The sequence below is a fragment of the Rhizobium sp. NZLR1 genome (genome assembly GCF_017357385.1).
Classification (GTDB): Bacteria; Pseudomonadota; Alphaproteobacteria; order Rhizobiales; family Rhizobiaceae; genus Rhizobium.
This window is the reverse complement of the sequence record NZ_CP071632.1, coordinates 3,424,026-3,447,725: the sequence shown is the minus strand read 5'-3', so window position 1 is coordinate 3,447,725 and position 23,700 is coordinate 3,424,026. Positions and strand designations below refer to the sequence as shown.

The following is a 23,700-nucleotide window of genomic DNA, read 5'->3' as shown; positions in this document are numbered from 1 at the left end:
GCATCATGCTTTAATTGCCTCGTCACGAAAGCGATTGCGACCTTAAAGGGCGCTTGCCGCTTTCTTGGAAAAATCTTGCTTCAGCCGGTTCAGCTCGACCAGCATTCTCTCGTGTGCTCTTACAATAGACTCGTCTGTGCTGAGCTGGCCCGGCTTCTCTGCCACTCGCTGCAATGTCTTGACGGTCGATCCGAAGACATAATTTCCGGTCAGCTGGCGGATCCGGCGGTGACGGAATGTTACGTTCTTCAATAGGTAGGTATTTTTCCGAACCAGCGAGGCTCCGGCTTCGACGAGGTTCGACGGGCCGATCGGGTCGAAATCGATCTCCAGATCAAGTGCACTCGCCCAGTCGTACCACTTGGCTCTGTTCCCTGGAGCGATCGGGCGAATCGCCCGCCAAGGAACGCGAAGCGCGTCTGATATAATGCAGCCATGCATCGCTTCCGAGACGACTTTATGTGATGCGCTGATTTCGGTCAGAACTTTTTCCACCGACCAGCGCGGATCGATATAGTGGATACCGGCGAGATCGCAAACCTTATCCCAGCTGCCGTACATGGCGCTTTCATAATGCGGCATGAACGAGACGGGATAACGCTTCTCGATGCTTTTTGCATCCCAGCAGCTCCGCGTGAGGATGCCCGAATCGCCGATGGCGTAGCTCGAATCGATGCCGAGAATCTCGGCGGTCTTCTTTCCGCGGACGAAATAGAATGTCCAGTTGCGATCGACTTTCGGCGGGTTGGTGTAGCCGCCATAACCCGAGCCGAAGACAATCTTCTGCATGTTCGGATCGAAATTGTCGTAGAGGATCGAACCGATGCCGAGAAAGAGCTGGCCTTCGTCATCGTCGAAGAAGCCGGGTAGCAGACGCTCCCAGAGCCAATGGTTGAGTTCATCGCCGAAATTCTCGTGTTTCCCGCGGTAGGCAAACATCTTCATCGTGCTTCTCCAGTCGGCAAGTGCTTGACGATCGAGACCGTCTCGTCTTCGCGTGCCATGCGCCCGTAACGCGAAATGATCTCGATATCGCTGCGGATTATCTTTGCCGGATTGCCCGCGACCAGCGAGCGCGGTGGAACACTCTTGGTCACCACCGAGCCCGAGCCGATGACGCATTCGTCGCCGATTTCAACACCGGGCAAAATGATGCTGCGGGCGCCGATGAAGCAGCGTCTGCCGATTCTCGTGTGAAGATAGAGCCCGCGCGTGAGGTCGTGGGTCAGGATCGCCGCCTCAAAGGCGACATAGGTTTCCGCGCCGATATGCAATCCCTTCGGATTGGTCTTGTCGAACCGCACGCTCAGGGAAAAGCTGGCCGTCGGATCGATGTCCATTCCCCAGAACTTCGTATAGTAGAGCCATTTGGCCTTCACAATTCCGTTCCGCAGCGGCCGAAATACGTTCAGTCCCCACTTCGGCTTTTTTCCTGTCTGCACCATCAAGTCCGACCCCGGCTGGAAAATTCGTCTAGCACGGAACTGTAATAGTCCTCGAGCATCCCCGTCTGACGACGTAAGTCAAAGCGCTCGGCCACCAGAAGCGGTGCCCGCGCGCTAAAGGCTGTCCACAGGGCCTGGTCATTGAGCAGCCTTCCGACTGCTTCGGCCATTCCTGCGACATCCCGCTCCTCCACGAGATAACCAGTTTTCCCCTCTTCGATCGCTTCGCCCACGCCTCCCGAGCGAAATGCGACGACCGGAGTTCCCACGGCTTCGGCCTCGAGATTGGCCAGGCCGAAAGCTTCAGCGTGACCATTATCGAGGGTCACGCTTCCATGGAGATAAAGCTCCGCACTGGCGAGCAGATCCCTTATCTCAGTCTGCGACAGATTTTCATGGATCGTGACGCTTGGCAAGGAACGACGCGCCAGTGCTTCGATTTCCTCCTTCAAAGGACCCTGGCCGACCATGACGAATTCGACCGGAGTGCCGGCGGCCGCCACGCGTGCCAGCGCGTCGATCATGAAGCGGTGGCCCTTATAGTCGACGAAGCGGGCAATGGAAACCACCAGCCCTTTTTTTCGTGGACGTGGCTCCATTTTGAACAGATCGAGATCGATGCCGATATGATGGCGATAGACGCGGTCGGCGCGAAAGCCGAGCGCCAGCAGCCGATCGCGGATGAAATCGGAAACGGCGATATTCCAGCTGTTCCAGCCAGCCATCTCGCTCCGGCCCTTGGCAAAAAAGCGCACCTGATTGAAGCCGCCCGGCTTTTTCGGGTCACCGCCATAGGTGGCGTCGAACCCGTGGAATGTCGTGACCAGCGGCTTGCCGGCGGCGCGCGCCAGGGGGCCGATGACATAACCGTTCTTGCCGAAATGGGCGTGAACGAGATCGGCCTGGCCGATCGCCGGAAAGAGAAAGGGAAGGCCGATCTGCGGAATTTTCAGAAGCAGTTCGCCGGCCCGCGCAACGGGAGACCGACGGATGTCATGAACCGGGATAGTGGATTTTTTGGTGTGGGCGGACGGAATTCGCGTGCCGGCAAGAATTTCAGCTTCGAAAGAACGAAATGCTACCGCCTGATTGAGAACAAATGCCTGGCTGGCAGGCAAAAATTTTTCCACGTAAATAACGGCTTTTCTCATGAATCTGTCGACGTCTCCGTTGTCTTGCCCATCACATCGCCTCTATTGCCCGCCTGATGCCATTAACCGCACTTCTCGGCGCATTGTTGTCGTCATAAAGATTAACGCGCTTTGCGCAGGCTGCGTCGGGAGCGGCTTCGTTCTCAATGCGCTCGCCGTATTTTTCCGACATGCCCCATACTGTCACGCCTTTCAAGTCGCCACGCTCGGCCGCCACAGTGATCACATCACCGAAAATATCCGCGTATGACGTCGGCGAAAAGCCTTTGTCGCGGTTCAGGAACTGGCAGGAGGCATCAAGCTCGGTGATGAACACGCCGACACCCATGTCCTTCAGCGCCGCGCAGAAGCGCCCCATTCCTTCCGGATCGATCCGGTCGAGGCCGGGACGGAAATGCGCCTGCAGCCCCACCGCATTGATCGGCGATTTCCGGGCGACGAGATCCTCAACGATTCTCAGGATACGCGCGCGCTTCTGTTCGAACACGTCGGATTTTTTCTCCAGATGCGTTTCGTTCAGCACCAGCATTGCGCCGGGATTTGCCTCATGTGCCATATCGAAGCTCATACGGATATAGTCGTCGCCAAGAAGGCGTCGGAAAACACAATCTCGCAGATCCGGCGCATCATATTCCAACGGCTCGTTCACCACATCCCAAGCGTCGATTGAGTTCTTATAGCGAGTGACAACCTGTTTTATGTGACGGTTCATCGTCGCCTGAATCGCCTTCGCGTCGGTGATGTCCGACACCCACTCCGGGACGCGATACCAGATCAGCGTATGGCCATAAACCCTCATGTTGTTTTTTTGCGCAAATGCAACCATCCGGTCCGCATTCCTGAAACTGAAAACACCGGGCCTCTTTTCCGTCGCATTCCACTTCAGTTCGTTTCGCGGCGTTATTGAATTGACGTTATTGATGTATATCTCGGAAGCAATTGGATCGCTGATATTTTGCAGGTCGATTGCCGATCCGAATCGGAACGCCTTGCCGTCGGCAAGGGCGCGCAGCCCTCCCGCTGAAGGCACCTGTGCCAGGACGTGGCCCGCATTGGCATACAACAGGGCGAGCGGAACCGAGGCGAGGAAACGTCTTCTATTCATTTTATCTCTCACGGTTGGCTTTTTTGATGTCCGCGGCCAAATTTAGAGGGCCAGGCTCGTCGGCAACGCGGCATTCGCGTTCAATTCAACGGAGTAATTCAACCCTAAATATGCTTTCGCAGTAGGGGATATTGTCAGTGTCTGCTAGACTTTTCAGCCGGCGCCACGATATAAACTGTTCTGGAGGGCGCTGGTGATGGAAGATTGGTTTAGCTACCTGATAAGCTGTTTTCATATGGCATTGCAAAATGCCGTTTTTTTTATGACGACCATTCGAAACGATCTATTTCTTCTCGATGCCCGACAATTCTCGGCGCTCGTTCTCGGTGTCACCGGCGTCATTTTTCTGTCGTTCGCAGCGCTTGTCAGGCTGTCGGGGCGGCTGCGTCGATCGGAGGCCGCCATTCGCTCGCTGAACGAAGACCTTGAGCAAGTCACGCAGGACCTCAATGTCGAGCGTGTCTGGCGCTTGGCGGGCGGGGACAGCACCGAACGGCCGAGTGCGGACAGTTTGAAAGAGCTTTACGAGATTTTGGCCAGGCATCACCACGATGCAAGTTACATGGCGTGAGAAGTCGGCGCATAATCTCAGCGGACCCTAATGCGGATGTTCCTGACTTTGTGCCGGTGCCTTGGCATCGGCAGGAATGGATGCCGATGCCGGCCGCAGGTCGGTCCCGACCGTCGGCTCGGGCGATCGAAGCCATGCTCTCTCGGAAAAATAGTTTCTCGTTCTTTTCTGGGGTCCCGAAGTGGCATCCAGGGCTAGCGTAAAATTATACCGCCCAGGATTGAGCACTTCGCGGCTGAAATTGATGCTGGCTCCAAAGCCGTCTTCCTTGATGTCCCTCAGATTTTTGATCGCGTTCAGCGTCTCGTGAAAATCGAGCCATTGCGGTTGCCGCAACATGGTTTCGAAAATTCGCAGAATGTTGGGATCGAGCTGACCATTTTGATCCGTCTCGGGATTGATGATTTTCACCCGCATGTTGTTGATCGCGCCGGCGGCGTCGCCGCGAACGATGACGAAGATGGAGCTCGGAAGCTGATCCTTCTCCCGCTTGCCGCTATGCTCGAAAATGCATTCGAACGTATCGGCGTCGAAGCTTGCCGCCGCCCAATCGCTGGTTTCGATGCCGGCATTGCGCAGCGCCGCACACATTGCAGGCCCGGATATCCGCCATGTCCGCAGAAAAGTCGACGCGGTCTGTGCCACCGGCGGTTCGATGATATGCAATGGAAACGTGAAGGTGGCTGGGGGCGTCGGGCGGAGCAGAGCTTTGGGGGGAGGCGGCTTAACGTCAGCGGGAAAGAGATCGAAGCCAAAGTAATGGCCCACCGTCTTCAAGTGTTTCATATCGTTGGAAAGAAGCACCGTTCCCATGACCAGCGAGAGGGAAATCGTCAGCAGCAACCAGAAGACCACGGGAATCTTCCGTTTTCCCACCGGCAGTTTCGCATTTGCGGACGATGAATTCTCAGGCAAGCTTGTCTTCTCCGGTGCGAGAAGGGTTTCGATCGGGCTGTCTAAATCCAGCAGTATACATTTATCCGTTAAATATCTTTGGCTTCGTGTCGGCAATTGGACGCCTTTGGGATGTGGTACTGGCGGGCAGCCGCTGCTCCCGCGGACAAGGGTTATTATGTCGTCGGCGTCGATCTTCCGGCGATGGTATTGCCAAGGCCAATATCAACTATCCCAACCTCCCGCGGAATATCGGCTCGGCCTATGACGCTCGTCGCTCAAAAGCCTCTTTAGAGACGGCGTCGAAGTGGCGCCGATTTCGAACAGCATTCGTCAATTTCGAGGGGTGCGGCAGAGCGAGAGAGCGCGCTTTATGCAGCCTCTCCAAGGCATCCGCTGCAATAATCCACAGGTTGTTTTTTTACTGTGTGCAGTGCTGAAAAAAAGTCCTTACCAAATATTTACTTTTAGTTGCATTTTTGCTTAAACTCTCCATTATACAGCTGGGCGTGCTGATGAGGTGGGAGACTTATTCACATGAAGGCTAAATCCCCGAATTCGATCGACGTCTATGTTGGCAACCGCGTGAGGATCCGGCGAAAGACGCTCGGGATGACCCAGCATGGTCTGGCCGAATTTCTGGGCATTACCTTCCAGCAGATCCAGAAATACGAAAAAGGCACGAACCGAATAGGCGCCAGCCGTCTTCAGCGCATATCCGAGATTCTTCGCGTGCCCATCGGCTTTTTCTTCGAGAACGGCGGTTCTGGACCGATCGAAGGCGAGACTAGCGAATTGAACAAGTTTTTGTCCTCGAAGGAGGGGCTGGCGCTCAACAAGGCATTCATCGCCATCGAGGATCCGAATATCAGGCAAAAACTGGTGGCATTGGCCAAAAGTCTGGCGGTCGCGGGATTCTCTGAGATCGACGGTGAGTTGCATGATCCGGTTGTAAACGGCTAAGGACGGATCGTGCTTCATCTGCAGGCATTCGGCGATCTGCGGTTGATCGAGACGAGTGGCGACTTGGTTCGCTACCGGATCAAAGGGCTGTTGACGACAGCCTGTATTTTTGCCGGCCATTCCAGTCATTATAGGCATACCTGGCGAGGCAGGCGCCGTCGTTCGTCGGCGCAGGTGCCTTCGGCTACGTCGATGGCTGAGGCGGTGTCCTGACACACCGCGCCCACTATTCCGACAGGATCATGTCGCCGGGGGAAACTCTTTCCCGCGTCGAACCTCTTTTGGCCAGATTCGGCATTACCAGGGTTGCACGACATACCGGATTGGACGACATCGGAATCCCTGTCTGGTGCGCATATACCCCGAATTCGCGGTCGATCGTGATTGCGCAGGGAAAGGGCCTGACCGATCTGGACGCCAAGGTATCCACTGTCATGGAAGCCCTCGAACGGGCGGTCGCCGGCGAGCCGTTCGTCAAGCTCGTTCACGGTTCCTCTTCTCGCCTGCAGGCGATGGGCTGCGAGGTCGACAGGTTGAGCTGCCTGACCGCCGTCCATAAACCCGATCTCGGGCCGGACGACGAGACGGAATGGGTTGCCGGCGTCAATATCCTCAGCGGCGGCGAGATCCACATTCCCTTCGAAGCGGTGGTGCTCGACCGGACGCGTAATGCGCGATACTGGATGTCGTCGGATGGCTTGGCTTCGGGAAACAATGCCGAGGAGGCAATCTTTCATGGCGTACTGGAGCGTATCGAGCGCGACGCCCATGTGTTGTGGCAGGTCGGCGGGGAAGCCGATCTTTATGCCCGCTGCGTCGATCCCCGCGGTTTTGGGGATGGCGCCCTCAACGGGCTGATCGACAAAATCGAAGCATCGGGATTGGCGCTCAGGCTGTTCGATATTACCAGCGACATCGCAATCCCCTGCTTCACCGCCATGCTGGGCCCCGGGGAGCTTGTTCCGGCCCCCAGGCATCTTCACGTCAGGAGTGATCTTCGCGGTGGCAGGGATCTTCGCCGTAAGAGGGACATTCGCCTTGTCGAGGTAACCGGCGGCACCGGGGCGCATCCGTTCCCGGTGCGCGCGGCCATTCGCGCGGTGACGGAAGCCGTGCAATCCCGGCTGACCCATATTAGCGGCGCCAGGGACGATATTTCGCCTGCAACTTTCTCGAGATCCCTCCCGCCGCTGATGCGGCGAGCCTTCGATGCGGTTGCCGCACCGCCTGCTACCCTCCATCGTGACGGTGCGGCAGGCCAGCAACAGGATCTGACGCATCTGCTGCAACATGTGCTTGACGCGCTGCGCAGCAGAGGGATTGCTTCGGTCATCACAGTGCGCCTCAGCGACGACACGCTTCCCTTCAGCGTCGTCAAAGTCGTTATCCCTGAACTCGAAAATCCAGAGGGGGAACGCGCCCGGCGATTTGGGACTAGGGCACTGGCCAAGGCGATAGGGCTTTGAAGATCATTTTCGCAGGTCCCAGTCTTCCCGATGCGGCGTTGCTTGCCGGCGAGGCGATCCGCGTCCTGTCGCCTGCCATGCAAGGCGATGTCCTGGCTCAGGTGGAGCAGGGCGCCAATGTCATCGGCTTGATCGACGGCTGCTTCGAATATGCCGCACCGGTTTGGCACAAGGAAATTCTCCATGCTCTCTCGCTTGGCGTGGCCGTCCTTGGGGCAGCAAGCATGGGCGCCTTGCGGGCCGCGGAATGTCATCCGTTTGGGATGATCGGGATCGGCCGCATTTTCGAGGACTATCGCTCCGGCCGGCTGGTCGACGATGCCGCCGTCGCACTCATCCACGCGCCGAGCGCACTGAGCAGCAAGCCACTGACGATCCCGCTTGTCAATGTCAGCGCCACGCTCGATGCGATGGAGGATCGCGGGCTGTTGGCAGCCGGGTTGCGCCAAAAGCTCGAAGATGCCGCAAGCGCGATCTTTTTCAAGAAGCGGACCTGGCGGGCGATCGTCGAGCAATGTGCTGACATGGCCGAGCCCGGCCGTCCGCAACTGCTGGCGGCCCTTGCTTCGAATTCCGTCGATCAAAAACGTATCGACGCGCTGGAATTGCTGAAGGCCGTGCAGGACGCCCGCGACATTCGCTCGAATGCCGATCTGCCTTGGACACTGCATGAGACCTCATTCCGGACTCGACCTGCACCGTGAATCGAAGGCGGCAATGTCACCGGGGGTTGTGTCACGCTTTTTTCACGGGCTGGATCACGTCAGCGCGCGTATCATTCCTTCAATTGAAGGGAGAAATGCACATGGGCGTGACATTGGCTGCCAAGAGAGACGCAGACCGCGCGGCGGAAGACGGTCCCGACGAACTCATCGCGCTGGCGCGAATGATCGCCTATGCACGGCAGGTCGCTCAGGATGTCAAACTGCAGCTCGCGACGAACTGCCTCGATCTGGCGCTCGAGGCCGTGAAGCAGGAGGTGGGGGAGGGGTTGACCAAGGAATTGGCCGAATTGAGTTCGCCGGTCCCGCAAGTAAGCGTGAGATGTCATTAACGCGTCGATCACGCGACTTCACACCTTCGAACCCACGCATAACCGCGAAAATCAACATCGATTTTCGCGGTTATGCGTATGTGAGCACTCGTCGATCGAAGCAGAGCCCTTCGATCCCGTCGCGGGGGAAATAGCGGATTGAAGCCGAACCCGCGCGTTGGCAATCGACCAATTGCGGCTTGGAGAAAGCCCGGCTAGTTGCAGGTCGCTGATGGTCGGCGCGTTAGGATTTGCCGGTTCCCGTCACATGGGTAGTTTCAAGCGAACGACAAACGATCTTCTTGACGTTGCTTCCGGGTAGGGAAGCGGCGCGAATTCGCGTTTACATGTCTACTGCGCGACCGGCCGATCGAGGGCCGGTCCCTGATCTCAATGGGTCAGATTGCGCTTCTGGGCCAGCAGTAAAATGTAATCGTCGGCAATGTCTGCGATGGCCATCGCGACTTCCGCCGGATCGCACCCCTCGACCCTCGTATTTGCAATGAACTGATAAACCGCCTTCTCGATCTGCTTCCGGCAGATCATCACGCGTTCATCGTAACCAAATTCCGGAATATGCGATGCCATATCACTCATCAGGTCGGCTCCCTCACTACTTACAGTGACCATGACACAAATTACAAGTTGAGCAAGCAAATGCTTTATGAAGGGTTAATTCCCTCTCGAGGTGCGGCCATTTCGACACAGGTTTGGCATACCATCAGACCTTCCGGCGTGTTGAAACGAGACGGGTCTAGGGATGCCGGGCGTGTCGTGTCGAAAGGATCCCGCACGAGGCCGACGCATCGGCCTGGCACCGGTATCTCAATCAGCTGTGCCGGAATCCCTGCACCGGATTGCGAAATCAACGGATCGGTTGTTGCCGGCTTGAGCGGCGCAATTGTTCCGTGTCGTGCTGTGTAACCGCCTGATTCTGCGATATATTGAACCATCGTACATCTCCGCTGCCTTCATCCGGCGGTCCTAAACTGCACCGGCACCTCTCGGGCGCGTCATCATCTCCATGACCGTCAGGGCCGTCAATTGTGATCCTGCCGTCGGTATGCCCGGCAGGTTGTCGGGCGGCTGCGGGGGAACGGTTTCGGTCGATTTTCTGCTCTCTGGGAAACCGAAACCGAGGCCGAGGGATAAAACAAACTGCGACTGGTCATCGTAGTTATCAAGTAAATTTTTATCAAAAGGTTAAATAATAAGTTTCAGACAGAGGTTGTATTTGAGCATCAATCAAAAGGCGAATAAAATTCTAAAATGCAATAATCGCATGGCATATCTATTAATAGTCTCAATAATTTTATTAGTTTCTATCATGCGCCTATGTCGACCATGTTACATGATCGGATTGAGGAAGTTACGTTCATGCGTAAATAATTCGGTTACCGACAGAAAGTATAGCTTCTGATGCGGGTTGACGAGCGACGCACCTGCCATCCTCATTCGAAAATGTGAGGTTGTCTCATTGAGCGTATCTCTTCCGCGCGACATCACTGTCCGATGCAATATTTTGCGATGCCGACATAGAGGCAACAGCAATCGCTTGCGACAATCTTCCGCAAGCAAAGTTGAGGACCCGTCGGGGTGGGTGACGGGTCCTCCGGTAGGAAACGCTTGTACAGTGCGTAGGTATGATTGCAGTTAAATTCGATCTTGTCCAAGATTATTATTGGGGTTATTATAATTTATGTAAATTATTACTTTAGCTACGGTTCTCCGGCGTAGTATCCTTCAAGGGTCGCCGAATGGAGAGCTCACTCCGACGAGCATTTTCAACCATCTATAATTTTTAGGACCAGGCGGCGACTGTGTCTTAGCTGCGCGCGGTCGGGCGGCCGCAGCCGGCGAGAATGCCGATCAAGCAATTGAGCATACCGTTCGATCCACCGCAGATGCGAGGCCTGAGCGATGCGAAACGGAGTACCGTTGTCGCCAAGCTGGCAAACCTTCTGATGGCCGCGGCCGGCGTCGCGGCGAAGGAGGCGAGCAATGACGAGCAATAATCTCCTTCCCGCCACGGTGCTGAAGCGCAAGGCGGGATGGATACAGATCAGCTTCCTCATAGGTAGATGGTGACCGTCTTTTTGGCGGCGCGCGTCGCTTTTGCACCGGCAATCTGTCGACTACGAACAGCTGCTGGCTAGAAATATCTTGTCGAATAACCATTACTCCATCTATTGAAACTCAAACGTCCATCTTGGTGTAACTTCTTTGCGATCGTGTGGAGTTGAGAGCTTGAAGAAATCGGCAAGAAGCGAAGCAACTGTTGCTGTTGTAATCCCGGCCTACAACGCGGAACGAACTCTGGCTGAAACAATCAACAGCGTTCGCAATCAAACGCATCATGCGCTCGATATCGTCGTGGTGGACGACGGTTCCAAGGACGATACCCTGGCCATTGCGCAAGAAATCGTTAAAATTGATCCGCGCGTGCGAGTATTGAAGCAAAGAAATTCAGGCGTCGCTGCTGCTCGAAATGCGGGTTGGCGCTCTACCCCTGCCGACCTAGTGGCATTCCTAGATGCTGATGACCTTTGGTCACCTGATAAAATTGAGCGACAATTGGTGGCATTGGAGACAGGCGGCCCACAAGTCGGGCTAGTCTACACTTGGTATGCGATGATCGACCATAAGAATTACGTCATTTACCGGAGCAATGAGATTTCCGTCGAGGGAGATGTGCTCGACGAAGTACTTGCCAAAAACTTCATTGGAAATGGAAGCTCGCCACTCGTACGGCGGAATGTCCTCGAGGCGACCGGAGGATTTGACTCCTCACTCCAACAGCGCGAGGCGCAGGGATGTGAAGATTATTTCTTCTACTGCCTGGCCGCTGAACTCTCGCATTTTGTAGTGGTGCCGGATCATCTTGTCGGCTATCGCCAAACCCCCGACAACATGTCAGCCAATCTGACGCGAATGCTTCGGTCCTGGATTCTGGTCGCGGATGAAATGCTAACGAGACACCCGGAAAAGGGTTTTGCAATCCGGGCCGGCCTACGCCGCTGTGGCCGGTGGCTCGCCCAGAGGGCTGTTGAACAAGGTCAATATCGCGCGCTCATCGGACTTGTGGCTACCATGTCGCGACATAACAAGCCCATTGCCGCCGAGATGCTTGTGGTTGACGCGAGATCAAAGGCAATGACGAGCCTCAAAAAAAAGGCCCGATCATGGCTGAAGCAGGAACCTAATTTCTCTCCAAATCCCAATCATCGCTTTGCTCTAGGAACAAAGTACGATGCGGGTTGGACGGTGGACCCCCCCATTCTTGTCTCAGCCAAATAGCAGATTTGCGAACTCTGACTGGGTGATCCCGCGAAAAACCTCCTGTCTTTTCAATGCGAGCTTATCGGCATCCGCCCGCACCGTGCCGCCGACGCAGCTTAACCCGATCCGGTAACCACATTGTTCGGCTATGTCCCGGATAGCGGGGTCGAAGTCGCCGTACGGATATGCGACCGCCAGCACTTCTCGACCTAGGCGTTTTTCAAGCATAGCTTTGGAGCCAGCAAGCTCTCGCAATAGGCTCTCCGGTGCCAGGGCCGATAAACGCACGTGCCGGACACCGTGGGCGCCCAGCGTCACGTCGCTGTTCGCGACTGCCGCAAGTTCCTCCCAAGTTAGCAGTGGAGCCGGCGATCCATAGGCCGAATCCCATATTGCGGAGCCGCCGACCCTATCGGTTGGGACAAAGAGTGAGGATGGGAAGCCGTATCGATGTAGCAGTGGGAGGGCATGCGTCATGAAATCGCGCGTAGCGTCGTCGAAGGTCAGGACTAATGTCTTTTCTGGCGGTTTGGCACCTTCATCGAAACAAGCAAGCAGCCGGTCCAAAGTCATCCCGCGCCATCCGGCGTCGCGCAGGAAGGCCAGTTGAGTTTCGAAGGCCTCCGGAGATTGGCGGTATCGAGCAAGCTGTTCCACACCGTCGTCCGAAATCTGATGATACATCAAGATCGGGACATCGTTCCAGTCGGCGGCCGCTTCCACAACTTGCCCCCCTCTCCAGCGTACTTGGCTAGCGACCTGAAGAGGCAAAGGCTGCGCCGTGTTTACTTCCACGCGTGTCGGCTCAAGGAAACCCCCGTGCTCCACCTTCTCGAACCTTTGGATTCTATAGAGCGGACTCTTGGCTTCGACCGAGAGAGTTAAATCCGGATGCTGGTCAAACATCTCACCTATGCCGACCGCACCGAATTCATGCGGCCACCCAAATCCTGTCTCATGCGGCATATCAATCAGGAGGTTGGCGTGGGCAGTAACGAACCAACCACCAGTGCGAAGACTGCCCGCAATCTTATCGACTATCTGCTGGAGTTTTTCTCTGTTCTCGAAATAGTACAGAACTTCACTGCAGACAATGAGATCGTAAGGCCCTTCTAGCTCGTCGCTCAAAAGATCCAACTGCCGATAGGTTACCGCGGAATCATGGTCCTGAAGCGAGGCCGCTCGAGCGACTGCCGACGCCGAAATGTCGGTCGCCAGCAGGTTGTCGACGCGGGAGGCCAACATCCGTGTAAAGGTTCCTTCCGCGCAGGCCAGCTCAAGGCCGTTTGAAAAGCGCCGATCGTCCAACAACGAGAGTGTTTGAAGATATTTCACAGTCTCATAGTTGTTTCGGTAGTCCCAAGGGTCGACCTGGGAAAACAGCTCCTCCCAGTACGCCTCCGTATCGTATCTCGGCACCTCATCGCCCACCGGGCCGGTTTTTTTCGACGGCGTCTCCTTGGATATCTGCGTTGAGGCTGCAACCGCCCGCTGGCTTTCCTCTTCAACGATTCGATCGAATTCGGCGCGCCCGGCATGCGCCATGCCTGATATCGAGTCGACACGTGTTGGTGTCGGCTCCTTCTTGCTCCACCAACCCGTTACTGTCTTAGCTTCGGCCCAATATGATATTTTCGCCATGAGCTTCAGCACCTGTTGAGCTACTCCGCTGTAGCTTGGCGCTGCCATGCTGGCGGAGGCGGCGCGCCCGTCATCCTGATCAGGAAGATTGACGAAGCCATCTTCTGCCAACAAAACCGCTGTTGGGTGCTTCAGATCGTCGAACTCCGGGCCGAATACCGTCCTAAGTCGACTTCGGATAGCATCCGCTTCGATTGCTCCGAAGACAACAAACTCCAGTTGCCCCAGCAGCGTCGAACCTCGCCAGATGCAACAGCGCAACCGCTCAATGCCGGGCAAGATAAGGTCAACGATAGGTCGATCCAAATCAATTGGCTCTATTTTTGTTGTTCCGATCGTGCTGGGCACGTCGGTCGGCAGCTGGTCCGCGACCTTTCGCTCCAGTGAACGAATCAACAGGGAACCAAAAGCTTCTTGGGGACCATGCCGGTTAAGCCAAGCCTCTAGGTCCGGAAGCTTGCCCTGGATCTTCGACCAAAGTCCGGGCCAAATCGGCTCGTCGGGGAAGGCGCCGACCACAATCCCGTCCATTATTATTGCACTGAGCGCGTAGGCGTCAGCGTCAGGTGGGATAGGCTCCGCCACCCGCTCAAGCAGTTCGCCAGGATTGTCGCCCTGACCTATTGAGGCGCCGACAAGCCAGATCGCGAGATACCAGCACGCCGTTCCCAACGCAGCTTTTGTTATTCCCTGGGCGAGCGCCGGCACCGGATAGGCGATGCGCGGATCGGAATGGTGGCCGCGCCGGATCACCTTAAGACCAAAATCGAGATGCTTAACCCTGTTTGACGACAGCGAACCGGCCTCTACGCTAACGTCGGCCATCAGGCCTTCGACCGGCGCAAATTCGGCGCCCACTCGAGCGAGGCGCTGCCACAGGTCCCAGTCCTCGCACATTGCCATCTCCGGATCGAAGCCGCCGAGTTCTGCAAGCCGGGACCGGCGAAGCAAGGCGGCGTGGATCGCGAAGGGGCAATAGCGCGCTGCTTCGGCAAACGGATTGTCCATTTTCACTGCGGGGTGAGACTGCCACCAGGGAGCACCATTTTTCAGACGGCGCCAACCGCAATGCAGAATGTCGGCCTGCGGCAAAGTTCGAGTGTGATTCAGCATGGTTTCGAGATGGAAGGGTGCCAGCGCGTCGTCTGAGTCGAGAAAGACGACCCAGTCGCCTTTCGCCTGTGCCAGTCCCGCATTGCGAGCAGCTGAAACGCCGCGCTGCTCCTGCCGCAGCACACGGAAGCGCGTATCCCGAGCCGCGAAACGGTCCGCGATCTCAGCGGTCCGATCGGTTGAACCATCATCAATGATGAAGCATTCCCAGTCGGCATGACTTTGCGCTATCAGGCTTTCCAAAGTCGAAGAAATCGTTGTTTCCGCTCCATGCGCCGGTGTAATGATGGAAACCATCGGCATAATTGTTGCTTCCTACGATAACGATCACGCTAGTGTACCGGGTCAGTTCGCGAGTATGATGATCTTTACTACTTTGAGGCAAGGTGTATTTAACCGGTGGCAGAAGTGAGCCGAAATGCCTGAACATCTCAAGGATGATGCGCTTGATCGCGCGAAGCGACGGGACCAATGCTGGCGTCGTGATCAGTGGAAGCCCTTGATCCACGTCTGTCTGCAATGGAACGATTTGCTGTTAGAACTTCTGGCACGCGATCTGAAGATGAGATATCAACGGTCCGCAATTGGCCTCGGCTGGTCCTTGATGCGGCCATTGAGCCAGCTGTTGGTTTTTTCGCTGATCTTTCGTAAGGTCCTGCCCCTAGATATTCCCCATTACACCACTTTCGTCTTTTCCGGCGTGTTGGCCTGGGGTTGGCTCAGCACTGCGGTGCCCGCAGCGACGACTTCCATAACCGGCAGCAGCGAACTGGTGCGCCGGCCGGGCTTTCCGATCGGGATACTTCCTGTTGTCGCAGTCATCACACAGGCAGTTCACCTTCTGCTCGCTCTGCCACTCCTCTTCATCATCTCGTTTATCGAGACCGGGGGCCCGACTTTGAGCGTCGTCGCACTTCCACTCGTCTTCCTTGCGCAGGCGCTGTTCACGATGGGCCTGTCCTATCTTGTTGCGGTTGCGCATGTCCACTTCCGGGATACTCAACATTTGGTAGGCGTAGTTTTGATGCTGGGTTTCTACCTGACACCCGTGTTCTACAGCCCACTCAAGGCGAGTGAGCCGATGGCCTTAATTCACACCTGGAACCCGATGGCCTGGATTCTCGAGGGGTACCGCGCCATTTTCGTCGAACACGCGTGGCCTCCCGTTGATGTCTATTGGAAGACTGCGCTGATTTCTTTGCCGATGCTATTTGCTGGCATTTGGCTGGTCGAGCGTGGCAGCGCACGCCTAGTGGACGACCTATGAGACAAGGCGCCATCACCGTCCACGATGTCGGCAAGCGCTACCGTGCGCAAGGGGGTGCACGCTCTACCACCCTGAAGGGTTACCTTTTGTCCGGACGGTCCGTGGTACAGTCGACAAGCTTTTGGGGCCTGCGCCACATCAGCTTCGCGGTTGCGCCAGGGCAAGCTGTCGGCGTGGTCGGGCTAAACGGGGCCGGGAAGTCCACTTTGCTGCGTCTGATCGGCGGTGTTGGTCGTCCGGACGAAGGGCAGATCAAGGTGATGGGTCGAATTGGCGCCTTGCTCGACATCGGGGCGGGCCTGACCGACGATTTGACGGGGCGCGAGAACATCTTCCTGCTGGGTGTTATCGCGGGAATGCGGCGGACCGAGGTTGCCGAGCGGTTTGACGAGATTGTAGCCTTCGCCGAGTTGGAGGCGGCCGTTGAGAATCCGGTTCGCAGTTATAGCACCGGGATGCGTATGCGCCTGGCATTCGCCGTGGCAGTTCATGTGCGCCCGGACATCTTGCTTATCGATGAGGCCCTCGCCGTAGGCGACCAAGCCTTCCAGCAGAAGTGCATTGCAAGAGTGAAGGAGATACTGAAGGACGGCGCCACTATCTTTTTCGTGTCACACGACGTCTCGCAGGTAAGAGAAATCTGCGATCACGTGCTGTTCCTGAGAGGCGGACGCGTCGTGGGCTACGGACCAATCGACGAAATGCTCCCGCTTTATACCTCGGCTGTCGAGGCGAAGGTCGCCAGCGTTCCGCACGAACCGTTCGCCGTTACAAAACTGCCCGTCGAACTTGTGCCGCAGGTCAGCCGGTTCGGCAATGGCGAACTCCAGATCACAGCCGTAGTGTTGCTGAACGAGCAAAGCACGCCGACAAGTACCATCGTTGCGGGCGACCGGCTGTCGATTTCACTGACCTATGTTGGCGCCACCAGAGATCGCAACGCCGTTATCGTCATCGGCATCTACGCGGCGGACGATACGTGCTGCTTCGAGACCGACAGCAAGTTGGCCGAATTCGCCCCTGTCGTAGACACGGACACGGTGCGCATCGAAACATCACTCAATCGTATCGACCTGGCGCCCGGCGACTATCGCGTTACTGTAGGCCTTTTTTCGGCAGACTGGCAGCAGGTTTACGATTATCACGCCGAAGTCTATCCTCTCGCCGTGACCGGCCCCGGCCCAAGAAAGGGTATGCTGAATCCTCCGACACAGTGGGAGCAGGTGCAGTCGCGCCCCACCGCGACCTCGCCGGACCACGGCTCATTGGGTCAGCGCAGCTTGGATCGGAACTCCTGATGCGCCTTGCGGTTCGAGACATCGACATTCTTGACCTTCCGCCAGATTTTGAACCGACCGATGACTATCAGGGTGCACTTGTGCTGATCCGGGTCGCCGGTCGTCCGTGCGGCCAAGCTGTGATCGCCTTCGACACCGATGGCTGCAAGACGCCAATTAAAGACCGGATTCTGTCTGCGGCCAGTTCGTCGGTGTTCGAGGCTTGGCTGAGGCATCGGCTGGCCCTCCCTGACCCGTCGCCGACTCCAAGTCAGCTGCCGAAAGCTTCCGTGGTGATTTGCACGCGCGATCGTACCGAAGATCTGGAGCGCTGCCTCACCGGGCTTTTGGCTATGCCCGATAAGGCCGATATTCTCGTCGTCGACAATGCCCCATCGAACGAGGCCACGCGAGATTTAGTCGGGCGCTTCGACACTGTGAGATATCTGCGCGAACCGCGTCCTGGTCTTGACGTCGCGCGCAATACTGCCCTTCGCAACACAGAAGCAGACGTCGTCGCCTTCATCGACGACGATGCGGTCCCCGACCCGCTATGGCTTAGAACCTTGCTTCGCAATTTCGAGGACCCCCTAGTGCTGGCCGTAACCGGCCTTACCATGGCGGCAGAGCTGGAAACGGACTCGCAGATCGCCTTTCAGCATTTTGGCGGTTTTTGCCGTGGTTTCAGGCGTCAGGTCTATGATGCCCATAACCTGGACCCATTCATGGGATGGCATGCGGGTGCCGGTGTCAACATGGCGTTGCGCCGAACGATCGTTGATGCGGTGGGGTGGTTCGACGAGGCTCTTGACGCTGGAACGCTAAGTCTGGCTGGTGGTGACACAGACATGTTCCGGCGTGTGCTCGAAGCCGGATATCGGATCATCTACGATCCCGAGGCTCTGAACTGGCACCGCCATCGTCGCTCAAGCAAGGAACTGCAGCAGCAGATGTATGGCTACGAGGTTGCATCGTTCGCCATCTTGACGAAGGCCCTCCTGTTCGAGGGAAACCCGCGTGCGCTCCCTCGCATGGTTCGTTCGTATCTCAGGCTTCTTCGGCGGTTGTTTCAACCTCGACGGAGACACCAATTCAGCCTGCCTTACAACGACGCCTTAACGCAGGTCAGAGGTGCTGTGAACGGCCCGGTCCGTTATCTGAGGGCGCGGGCGCGAGCAGGGGAGGCAGGGCATAAGCGTGGTTGACATCAGCGTTATCATACCAACGCATAATCGTGCTGCCATGCTGAGATCGCTTTTAAGCAAGCTCGACGCTCAGCGAGATGGGACCCCAGCCTTCGAAGTCCTGGTTGTGGCGGACGGGTGTGAGGACGACACGTCGACAATGCTCTCGTCGCTTCGTACCCGCGTTCCGCTTCGTACCCTGACGTTGCCGGGCGTCGGTCCGGCACTCGCCCGCAATGCGGGGTCGCAGGTCGCGAGCGGCCGTTTATTGATCTTCCTTGATGACGACATTCAGCCCGGGGAAAACTTCGTTCGGGCGCACGTCGTTGAACATCAGCGCCACCCTGGGGGCGTAGTGATAGGCCCCTACCCGCCACTTCCGCACATTGCAAAGGATCGCTTCCGCCTCAGCGCGCGCGCATGGTGGACGAGGCACTTCGAGCGCGTGTCCCGCCCTGGACATCAGTTCGCCTTTACCGATGTGCTGACAGGAAACCTTTCGCTGGATGCAGACCTATTTCAGGCAATGGGCGGGCTCGATCCTCAATTCGCCCGTGCACGAGAAGACTTCGAATTTGGTCTGCGTCTGATCAAAAAAGGGGTTCCAATTCGTTTTGCTCCTGACGCATTGGGCTATCATCTCGAACATCAAACGACGACACTCATCGGAAAGATGGTGCGCAGGCATCAAGAGGGACGCTCCGATGCCTTGATGGCTCGTAAGCACCCCGACATACAGCGGCTGCTGGCGATTCATCGGTTCGCCGGACGAAAAGGGCGGAAGAGGCGCCTGCAAAGGACTATCGCTACCCGCGCCGGTTCTGTCCTTGACCCCCTCGTCAAGGCTGGCCCCGGCGTCCTCCAAATGTTGGAAAAGGCTGGCCTTCGCAGGCTCTATGAGAAGGTAGAGCGACAGTGCAGTGGATATCATTATCTTCGCGGCGCCGCGGAAGTGTTGGGTGAGGATTGGCGGCTTCCGACGGATCCGACAGCTTCCACCGATGAAATCGACGTGCTCGAGATCAATCTGGACCAAGGCCTTGAGGCAGCCGAAGCAATGCTGGCGGAACGCCGACCCCTTGCTGCTCGTATCATGAATGGGACGGTACATGTCGGCGACATGTGTCACCGGATCGGCGCCGAACCGTGGGACGCACGGCATTTCCGTCCGTGGCTGAACCGCCAGGCAATACATAGATATCTTCCTGTGGCGCTTGCCGAATGGCAGGGTCAGCCGATCAACGTCGCCTCGCATTTGTCCGACTTCACATTGAACACGCTCAATAACCCCAGTTTCCACGCGCATATGATCGAACAGCACGTCCAGTGGATGCAGGCGAAACTGCGTTCAGCACTCTACGACAATACGAGTAAGTCGTAGCGGCCGACGCTGCTGCAGCCGACCGCCAGGTTCAGACGCCCCACCGCGCCCATGCCGATGCGCCCGCCGCGGGGGCAGTTCCGGCTGTCGCGGAGAAAGTACATGACGCGCATGCTCGATGGTCTCAGGTCGCACGACACGCTCGGCCAGGGCCGCGGCCGTCTCGGGCCTTTCGATATAGGCTTGTCCTACGGGAAGACCATCCGACAGAAAGACCACCAACCCATCAAAGATCAGGGGCGAAACGGCATCGAGGCGAGAGGTGGCGAGATCGAGATAATGAATCGGTACGGCAAACTTATATCCTTCAGATCGGACGGAATTGGTTCTCGCACCGTCACCATCTCAATCAAACCGTGAATATACGCCACCTGCACTCAGTACGCGAGTCTCGAAAGCTGATATGGTTTATTCTGCAGCCTGCGCCTTCATTTGGTCCCTGAACCAGTCGAGCGTCATCGCCACGCCCTGTTCATAGGTGATTTTGCACGACCACTCGGGCATGACATAATGCGCGTTGGTCAGGTCCGGCCGTCTGTTCGTGGGGTCCTGCGGCGGTGACGGCTCGAAGACGATCGGCACGCCGCCGACCAGCTTGGAAATATATTGCGCGACTTCGAGAACCGAGATCTCGCGATCATTGCCGACGTTCAAAGGTCCCTTATAGTCGGTTTCATTGATCCAGAAATAGCGTGCGAAACCATCGACGACGTCATCGACATAGCCCCAGCTGCGCGACTGCTTGCCGTCGCCGAATACAGTAATCGGCCGGCCCGCCAGCGCCTGGGTGATGAAGTTGGAGACGGCGCGGCCGTCATCGGGCCGGGTGCGGGGACCGTATGTGTTGAAGGGACGCACGACCTTGAGGTCGAGCCCCTGGGTACGCTGCATTTCAAACAGCAGCGATTCCGTGCAGCGCTTGCTCTCGTCGTAGGACGAGCGTGGTCCGGTGCAGTCCACCTGGCCCTTGTAGGTCTCCGGCTGCGGCGACACCAGCGGGTCGCCATAAACTTCGGACGTCGAGGTGAAGCCGAAACGCCCGCCCTTCTTCAAGAGCTCCAGCAGCCGAAATGCCCCGAGAAGATTGGCGGAAATCGTCCTCTTCGGTTCCTTCATATACCATGGCGGCGATGCCGGGGAGGCCAGATGGTAGATTTCATCGAATTTTTCAGAACTGCGCAGCGTCTCGACGTCCGACTTCACGAAGTGAAAACGGGGATCCCTGATGTGGGCGATATTGTCGAAAAGTCCGGTCCAGAGGTTGTCAACAACAACCAGCTTCTGGACGTCGGATCTAAGTAAAAGCCGGTCGCACAAATGCGATCCGATAAATCCAGCTCCGCCAGATATCAATACGCTTTTCATTGCATTGCGCCTCGTGACTTTGAGAATGTGGTTTGTTTATTAGCATCACCTTTAAGGCGTGGCAATTCATTAGAAGTATTCTAGAAAATACTCCCTTATTAATCTTAATTATTCATATGTCTTACTTAAAGTAGTGTCGCCGGATTCGGCATCGGAACGACTGCGGGCGCGGCGCGTCGTCGATCGCACCAGTTTGTATCACGAGGGCGTCGGTCCGGCATCGGGCTAAAGTCTGACCCGATTTTCGGAAGCAACGAAGCAGAATTCAAGTGATGCCGTTTGCCGTTGACGCCCCCCGGTCCGGCGTGCACTCACGCCGGCCAGGCCTGTTTTCCGATCAGTCGGCCGAGAGCGCGGTCAATATCTGATAGGCTGCAGCGACACGATCCTCGTTGGGGTAGTTCTTATTGGCCAGGATGACGATGCCGAGCCGCTGTCTGGGGATGAAGACGAGATAGGCGCCGAAGCCATTGGTCGAGCCGGTTTTGTTGATCCACACATCGTCGCGCGGTTGCATCGGTGGCTGCAGTTCCGAAACCGGCATGGTCTTCAGCATCGCGGGCGAATTGCCCTCCAACACGTCGTTCAAAACCATGGGATAGGCATATTGCTCCCAGATGAGATCCTGGGTCATCGCCCCGGCTTTGAAATATCCGATATGGGTGTTGGTGATAGCCTGCTGCAGTTTTTCGTCGAGCTTGACCAGGCCCATATTGGCGCCGACGAAGCGGATCATGTCGCCTGCGGTGGATTTGACGCCATAGGCTTCGGATGAGAGAACGGCCGGCATCATCCGGGCTGGCTCGCCGCTGCGCTTATAGCCTTGAGCATAGTCCGCCAGCCGCGCTTTCGGCACATCGATATAGGTGCTTTTCAATCCGAGTGCGGCAAACAGCTTGCCCTCCATCAAAGCCGTAAAATCCCCGTGCATGGCTTTCGCCACGATATAGCCGAGCATGCCGATGCTGGGATTGGCATAACTTCTCTCAGTCCCAGCCGCATAGGAGGGCTGCCAGGCTTCGAAATATCCGAGCAGCTGTTTTTCGGTTTTGATCTCATCGGGAAGCTGCAGCGGAAATCCGCCCGCCGTGTGGGTGCCCAGATTCATCAGGGCGATATCGCCGAACGGCTTTCCCTTCATCGCCGGCAGAAATTTTCCGACCTTGTCCGACAGCGAGAGTTGTCCGCTTGCTTCGGCGTAGGATGCCAGCGTCACCGTGAAGGTCTTGCTGATCGATCCGAGTTCGAACAGCGTGGTCGGCGCCACCGGCCTGCCGGTGTCCTTGGATTCGACGCCATAGGTGAAGATGTGGTCCCGGCCGTCGGCAGTGATGGCGACGGCAACGCCGGGGATGGCGTATTTTTCCATAATCGGCGTGATCGCGGCATCCGTGATCGCCTTCAACTTGGTCTCGTCGGCGGCAAAAACACTTGTGGCAGCGCAGGCCGAGAGCAAGACGGCCGATAAAATTCTTATCCCAACGCTTTTCATAACCATCATCCTCCAAATCGAAATGGCAACCAAAACAAGCGCAAAAGCGCATGGGGAGGACGTTTACTCGCGCTATTTTCCAATCACAAATGATGATATCTCGCAGCAGCCACAAGAAAATCTAATGCATGTCGCCCGGAAGTGGGCGGCGGTTCCGGGAGAACGACATGCATCAAAACAAAGGGCTCAAATGGTTCGGCAATTCCTCCCCTTGAACGGCCTGCGTGCCTTCGAAGCCTCCGCACGGCATCTGAGCTTCACCCGCGCCGCGATCGAGCTCTGCGTCACCCAGGCGGCGGTCAGCCAGCAGGTCAAAGGGCTCGAGACCCGATTGGGCGTGGCGCTGTTCCAGCGTCTTCCCCGCGGCTTGAAAATCACTGCGGAAGGCGAGGCGCTGCTGCCGACGGTGACGGCCTCCTTCGACCAGATGGCGACGACGCTGGACAGGATCGAAGCCGGGCAGGTGCGCGAATTGCTGTTTCTCGGCGTTGTCGGGACATTTGCGGTCGGCTGGCTGCTGCCGAGGCTCTCGGATTTCCAGCGCCGGCATCCCTTTATCGATCTCCGCATGTCCACCAACAACAACCGCGTCGATCCGGCCGCCGAAGGGCTGGATTTCGCCATCCGCTTCGGCAGCGGTTCATGGCACGGAACGCAGGCGCAACGCCTGTTCGAAGCGCCGCTCTCGCCTCTCTGCATCCCCAAGCTGGCGGAACATCTGCAATCGCCTGAGGATCTTGCCGGAGCGGTGCTGCTGCGCAGTTACCGGACGGATGAATGGAGCACCTGGTTTCAGGCCGCCGGCGTTCCCCCCACAGCGCAGGTCCATGCCGGCATCGTCTTCGATTCCTCCGTCGGCATGATGGAGGCGGCCCTTCAGGGGCTCGGCGTCGCGCTCGCGCCGCCATCGATGTTCACAAGGCACCTCTCCTCAGGCGCGATCGTCCAGCCCTTCGCCACCGCCATATCGCTCGGCAGCTATTGGCTGACGCGCCTGCAATCGCGGCCGGTCACGGCGGCCATGCAGGCATTTTCGGATTGGATCGGTGCGCAGCTGAGCGCTGCATAAACAT

General features: G+C 57.1%; 22 protein-coding genes and 2 pseudogenes. 13 read left to right on the top strand and 11 right to left on the bottom strand.

Annotated elements, in window-relative coordinates; genetic code table 11:
* Positions 1–42 precede the first annotated feature (42 nt).
* The 4 genes from pssM to J3O30_RS17115 are packed head-to-tail and all read right to left on the bottom strand — an operon-like array spanning position 43 to position 3,701.
* On the bottom strand, positions 43–945 hold the full coding sequence (gene pssM, locus J3O30_RS17130; RefSeq protein ID WP_207581447.1) for an exopolysaccharide glucosyl ketal-pyruvate-transferase: 903 nt from the start codon (positions 943–945) through the stop codon (positions 43–45).
* Positions 942–1,445: an acyltransferase gene (locus tag J3O30_RS17125; protein WP_007630830.1), complete on the bottom strand. Its 504-nt coding sequence runs from the start codon at positions 1,443–1,445 to the stop codon at positions 942–944. The genes pssM and J3O30_RS17125 overlap by 4 nt, the downstream gene beginning before the upstream one ends.
* Positions 1,445–2,596, bottom strand: a complete 1,152-nt coding sequence (locus tag J3O30_RS17120) for a glycosyltransferase (RefSeq protein WP_207581446.1) — start codon at positions 2,594–2,596, stop codon at positions 1,445–1,447. The genes J3O30_RS17125 and J3O30_RS17120 overlap by 1 nt, the downstream gene beginning before the upstream one ends.
* Before the next feature lie 31 nt (positions 2,597–2,627).
* On the bottom strand, positions 2,628–3,701 hold the full coding sequence (locus tag J3O30_RS17115; RefSeq protein ID WP_207581445.1) for an endo-1,4-beta-xylanase: 1,074 nt from the start codon (positions 3,699–3,701) through the stop codon (positions 2,628–2,630).
* A 196-nt stretch (positions 3,702–3,897) separates the two neighbouring features.
* Between J3O30_RS17115 and J3O30_RS17110 the strand changes: the two genes are divergently transcribed.
* Positions 3,898–4,272, top strand: coding sequence for a hypothetical protein (locus J3O30_RS17110; RefSeq protein WP_207584356.1), 375 nt, complete (start codon positions 3,898–3,900; stop codon positions 4,270–4,272).
* Between the two features lie 27 nt (positions 4,273–4,299).
* Here J3O30_RS17110 and J3O30_RS17105 read toward each other — a convergent pair whose 3' ends face one another.
* Positions 4,300–5,187, bottom strand: a complete 888-nt coding sequence (locus J3O30_RS17105) for a DUF6030 family protein (protein ID WP_207584355.1) — start codon at positions 5,185–5,187, stop codon at positions 4,300–4,302.
* 106 nt (positions 5,188–5,293) lie between these two features.
* Here J3O30_RS17105 and J3O30_RS33215 point away from each other — a divergent pair.
* From J3O30_RS33215 to J3O30_RS17085, 5 genes and pseudogenes are all read left to right on the top strand, one after another.
* Positions 5,294–5,435: pseudogene (locus tag J3O30_RS33215) on the top strand (methyltransferase domain-containing protein); the annotation flags it as partial.
* Positions 5,436–5,703: 268 nt separating this feature from the next.
* Positions 5,704–6,129: a helix-turn-helix transcriptional regulator gene (locus J3O30_RS17100; protein ID WP_207581444.1), complete on the top strand. Its 426-nt coding sequence runs from the start codon at positions 5,704–5,706 to the stop codon at positions 6,127–6,129.
* A gap of 242 nt (positions 6,130–6,371) precedes the next feature.
* On the top strand, positions 6,372–7,595 hold the full coding sequence (locus J3O30_RS17095; RefSeq protein ID WP_207581443.1) for a YcaO-like family protein: 1,224 nt from the start codon (positions 6,372–6,374) through the stop codon (positions 7,593–7,595).
* The gene (locus J3O30_RS17090; RefSeq protein WP_207581442.1) at positions 7,592–8,299 is read left to right on the top strand and encodes a TfuA-like protein; all 708 of its coding nucleotides are present in this window, start codon (positions 7,592–7,594) and stop codon (positions 8,297–8,299) included. Before J3O30_RS17095 ends, J3O30_RS17090 begins: the two co-directional genes overlap by 4 nt.
* A 101-nt stretch (positions 8,300–8,400) precedes the next feature.
* Positions 8,401–8,649 carry a hypothetical protein gene (locus J3O30_RS17085; RefSeq protein ID WP_207581441.1) on the top strand — a complete coding sequence of 83 codons (249 nt, stop codon included), beginning with the start codon at positions 8,401–8,403 and terminating at the stop codon, positions 8,647–8,649.
* Positions 8,650–9,018: 369 nt separating this feature from the next.
* On the opposite strand, the gene J3O30_RS17080 is transcribed toward J3O30_RS17085, so the two are convergent.
* Together J3O30_RS17080 and J3O30_RS17075 are read right to left on the bottom strand one after the other, a co-directional pair.
* Positions 9,019–9,225, bottom strand: a complete 207-nt coding sequence (locus J3O30_RS17080) for a hypothetical protein (protein ID WP_007630845.1) — start codon at positions 9,223–9,225, stop codon at positions 9,019–9,021.
* A 65-nt stretch (positions 9,226–9,290) separates the two neighbouring features.
* Positions 9,291–9,581: a hypothetical protein gene (locus J3O30_RS17075; RefSeq protein WP_207581440.1), complete on the bottom strand. Its 291-nt coding sequence runs from the start codon at positions 9,579–9,581 to the stop codon at positions 9,291–9,293.
* Between the two features lie 909 nt (positions 9,582–10,490).
* Here J3O30_RS17075 and J3O30_RS17070 point away from each other — a divergent pair.
* Positions 10,491–10,643 carry a hypothetical protein gene (locus tag J3O30_RS17070; protein WP_207581439.1) on the top strand — a complete coding sequence of 51 codons (153 nt, stop codon included), beginning with the start codon at positions 10,491–10,493 and terminating at the stop codon, positions 10,641–10,643.
* 232 nt (positions 10,644–10,875) lie between these two features.
* Complete coding sequence (locus tag J3O30_RS17065; RefSeq protein WP_207581438.1) at positions 10,876–11,925, top strand: glycosyltransferase family A protein; 1,050 nt, start codon at positions 10,876–10,878, stop codon at positions 11,923–11,925.
* Here the strand turns inward: J3O30_RS17065 and J3O30_RS17060 are convergent.
* Positions 11,914–14,964 (bottom strand): trifunctional glycosyltransferase/class I SAM-dependent methyltransferase/polysaccharide deacetylase, encoded by a 3,051-nt coding sequence (locus J3O30_RS17060; protein ID WP_207581437.1) that lies wholly within the window; start codon positions 14,962–14,964, stop codon positions 11,914–11,916. The genes J3O30_RS17065 and J3O30_RS17060 overlap by 12 nt on opposite strands.
* A gap of 115 nt (positions 14,965–15,079) precedes the next feature.
* Between J3O30_RS17060 and J3O30_RS17055 the strand changes: the two genes are divergently transcribed.
* The 4 genes from J3O30_RS17055 to J3O30_RS17040 are packed head-to-tail and all read left to right on the top strand — an operon-like array spanning position 15,080 to position 19,770.
* Positions 15,080–15,928: an ABC transporter permease gene (locus J3O30_RS17055; protein ID WP_207581436.1), complete on the top strand. Its 849-nt coding sequence runs from the start codon at positions 15,080–15,082 to the stop codon at positions 15,926–15,928.
* A complete protein-coding gene (locus tag J3O30_RS17050; protein WP_207581435.1) occupies positions 15,925–17,226 on the top strand; it encodes an ABC transporter ATP-binding protein in 1,302 nt (433 codons plus the stop codon). Before J3O30_RS17055 ends, J3O30_RS17050 begins: the two co-directional genes overlap by 4 nt.
* Positions 17,226–18,410 carry a glycosyltransferase gene (locus J3O30_RS17045; RefSeq protein WP_207581434.1) on the top strand — a complete coding sequence of 395 codons (1,185 nt, stop codon included), beginning with the start codon at positions 17,226–17,228 and terminating at the stop codon, positions 18,408–18,410. Before J3O30_RS17050 ends, J3O30_RS17045 begins: the two co-directional genes overlap by 1 nt.
* Positions 18,403–19,770: a glycosyltransferase gene (locus tag J3O30_RS17040; protein WP_207581433.1), complete on the top strand. Its 1,368-nt coding sequence runs from the start codon at positions 18,403–18,405 to the stop codon at positions 19,768–19,770. Before J3O30_RS17045 ends, J3O30_RS17040 begins: the two co-directional genes overlap by 8 nt.
* Before the next feature lie 105 nt (positions 19,771–19,875).
* Here the strand turns inward: J3O30_RS17040 and J3O30_RS33210 are convergent.
* From J3O30_RS33210 to ampC, 3 genes and pseudogenes are all read right to left on the bottom strand, one after another.
* Positions 19,876–20,147: pseudogene (locus tag J3O30_RS33210) on the bottom strand (glycosyl transferase); the annotation flags it as partial.
* 31 nt (positions 20,148–20,178) lie between these two features.
* Positions 20,179–21,135, bottom strand: coding sequence for an NAD-dependent epimerase/dehydratase family protein (locus J3O30_RS17030; protein WP_207581431.1), 957 nt, complete (start codon positions 21,133–21,135; stop codon positions 20,179–20,181).
* A gap of 337 nt (positions 21,136–21,472) precedes the next feature.
* Positions 21,473–22,627 (bottom strand): class C beta-lactamase, encoded by a 1,155-nt coding sequence (gene ampC / locus J3O30_RS17025; RefSeq protein ID WP_207581430.1) that lies wholly within the window; start codon positions 22,625–22,627, stop codon positions 21,473–21,475.
* Positions 22,628–22,817: 190 nt separating this feature from the next.
* Here ampC and J3O30_RS17020 point away from each other — a divergent pair, with 190 nt between their 5' ends.
* Complete coding sequence (locus J3O30_RS17020; protein ID WP_207581429.1) at positions 22,818–23,696, top strand: LysR family transcriptional regulator; 879 nt, start codon at positions 22,818–22,820, stop codon at positions 23,694–23,696.
* The last annotated feature ends 4 nt before the right edge of the window (positions 23,697–23,700 follow it).

What these genes read in the sequence shown, in the direction of transcription:
- pssM (WP_207581447.1), bottom strand. Translation starts at nt 945, where the DNA reads ATGAAGATGTTTGCCTACCGCGGGAAACACGAGAATTTCGGCGATGAA.
- J3O30_RS17125 (WP_007630830.1), bottom strand. Translation starts at nt 1,445, where the DNA reads ATGGTGCAGACAGGAAAAAAGCCGAAGTGGGGACTGAACGTATTTCGG.
- J3O30_RS17120 (WP_207581446.1), bottom strand. Translation starts at nt 2,596, where the DNA reads ATGAGAAAAGCCGTTATTTACGTGGAAAAATTTTTGCCTGCCAGCCAG.
- J3O30_RS17115 (WP_207581445.1), bottom strand. Translation starts at nt 3,701, where the DNA reads ATGAATAGAAGACGTTTCCTCGCCTCGGTTCCGCTCGCCCTGTTGTAT.
- J3O30_RS17110 (WP_207584356.1), top strand. Translation starts at nt 3,898, where the DNA reads ATGGAAGATTGGTTTAGCTACCTGATAAGCTGTTTTCATATGGCATTG.
- J3O30_RS17100 (WP_207581444.1), top strand. Translation starts at nt 5,704, where the DNA reads ATGAAGGCTAAATCCCCGAATTCGATCGACGTCTATGTTGGCAACCGC.
- J3O30_RS17095 (WP_207581443.1), top strand. Translation starts at nt 6,372, where the DNA reads ATGTCGCCGGGGGAAACTCTTTCCCGCGTCGAACCTCTTTTGGCCAGA.
- J3O30_RS17085 (WP_207581441.1), top strand. Translation starts at nt 8,401, where the DNA reads ATGGGCGTGACATTGGCTGCCAAGAGAGACGCAGACCGCGCGGCGGAA.
- J3O30_RS17080 (WP_007630845.1), bottom strand. Translation starts at nt 9,225, where the DNA reads ATGAGTGATATGGCATCGCATATTCCGGAATTTGGTTACGATGAACGC.
- J3O30_RS17075 (WP_207581440.1), bottom strand. Translation starts at nt 9,581, where the DNA reads ATGGTTCAATATATCGCAGAATCAGGCGGTTACACAGCACGACACGGA.
- J3O30_RS17070 (WP_207581439.1), top strand. Translation starts at nt 10,491, where the DNA reads ATGCCGATCAAGCAATTGAGCATACCGTTCGATCCACCGCAGATGCGA.
- J3O30_RS17060 (WP_207581437.1), bottom strand. Translation starts at nt 14,964, where the DNA reads ATGCCGATGGTTTCCATCATTACACCGGCGCATGGAGCGGAAACAACG.
- J3O30_RS17055 (WP_207581436.1), top strand. Translation starts at nt 15,080, where the DNA reads ATGCCTGAACATCTCAAGGATGATGCGCTTGATCGCGCGAAGCGACGG.
- J3O30_RS17050 (WP_207581435.1), top strand. Translation starts at nt 15,925, where the DNA reads ATGAGACAAGGCGCCATCACCGTCCACGATGTCGGCAAGCGCTACCGT.
- J3O30_RS17045 (WP_207581434.1), top strand. Translation starts at nt 17,226, where the DNA reads ATGCGCCTTGCGGTTCGAGACATCGACATTCTTGACCTTCCGCCAGAT.
- J3O30_RS17030 (WP_207581431.1), bottom strand. Translation starts at nt 21,135, where the DNA reads ATGAAAAGCGTATTGATATCTGGCGGAGCTGGATTTATCGGATCGCAT.
- ampC (WP_207581430.1), bottom strand. Translation starts at nt 22,627, where the DNA reads ATGAAAAGCGTTGGGATAAGAATTTTATCGGCCGTCTTGCTCTCGGCC.
- J3O30_RS17020 (WP_207581429.1), top strand. Translation starts at nt 22,818, where the DNA reads ATGGTTCGGCAATTCCTCCCCTTGAACGGCCTGCGTGCCTTCGAAGCC.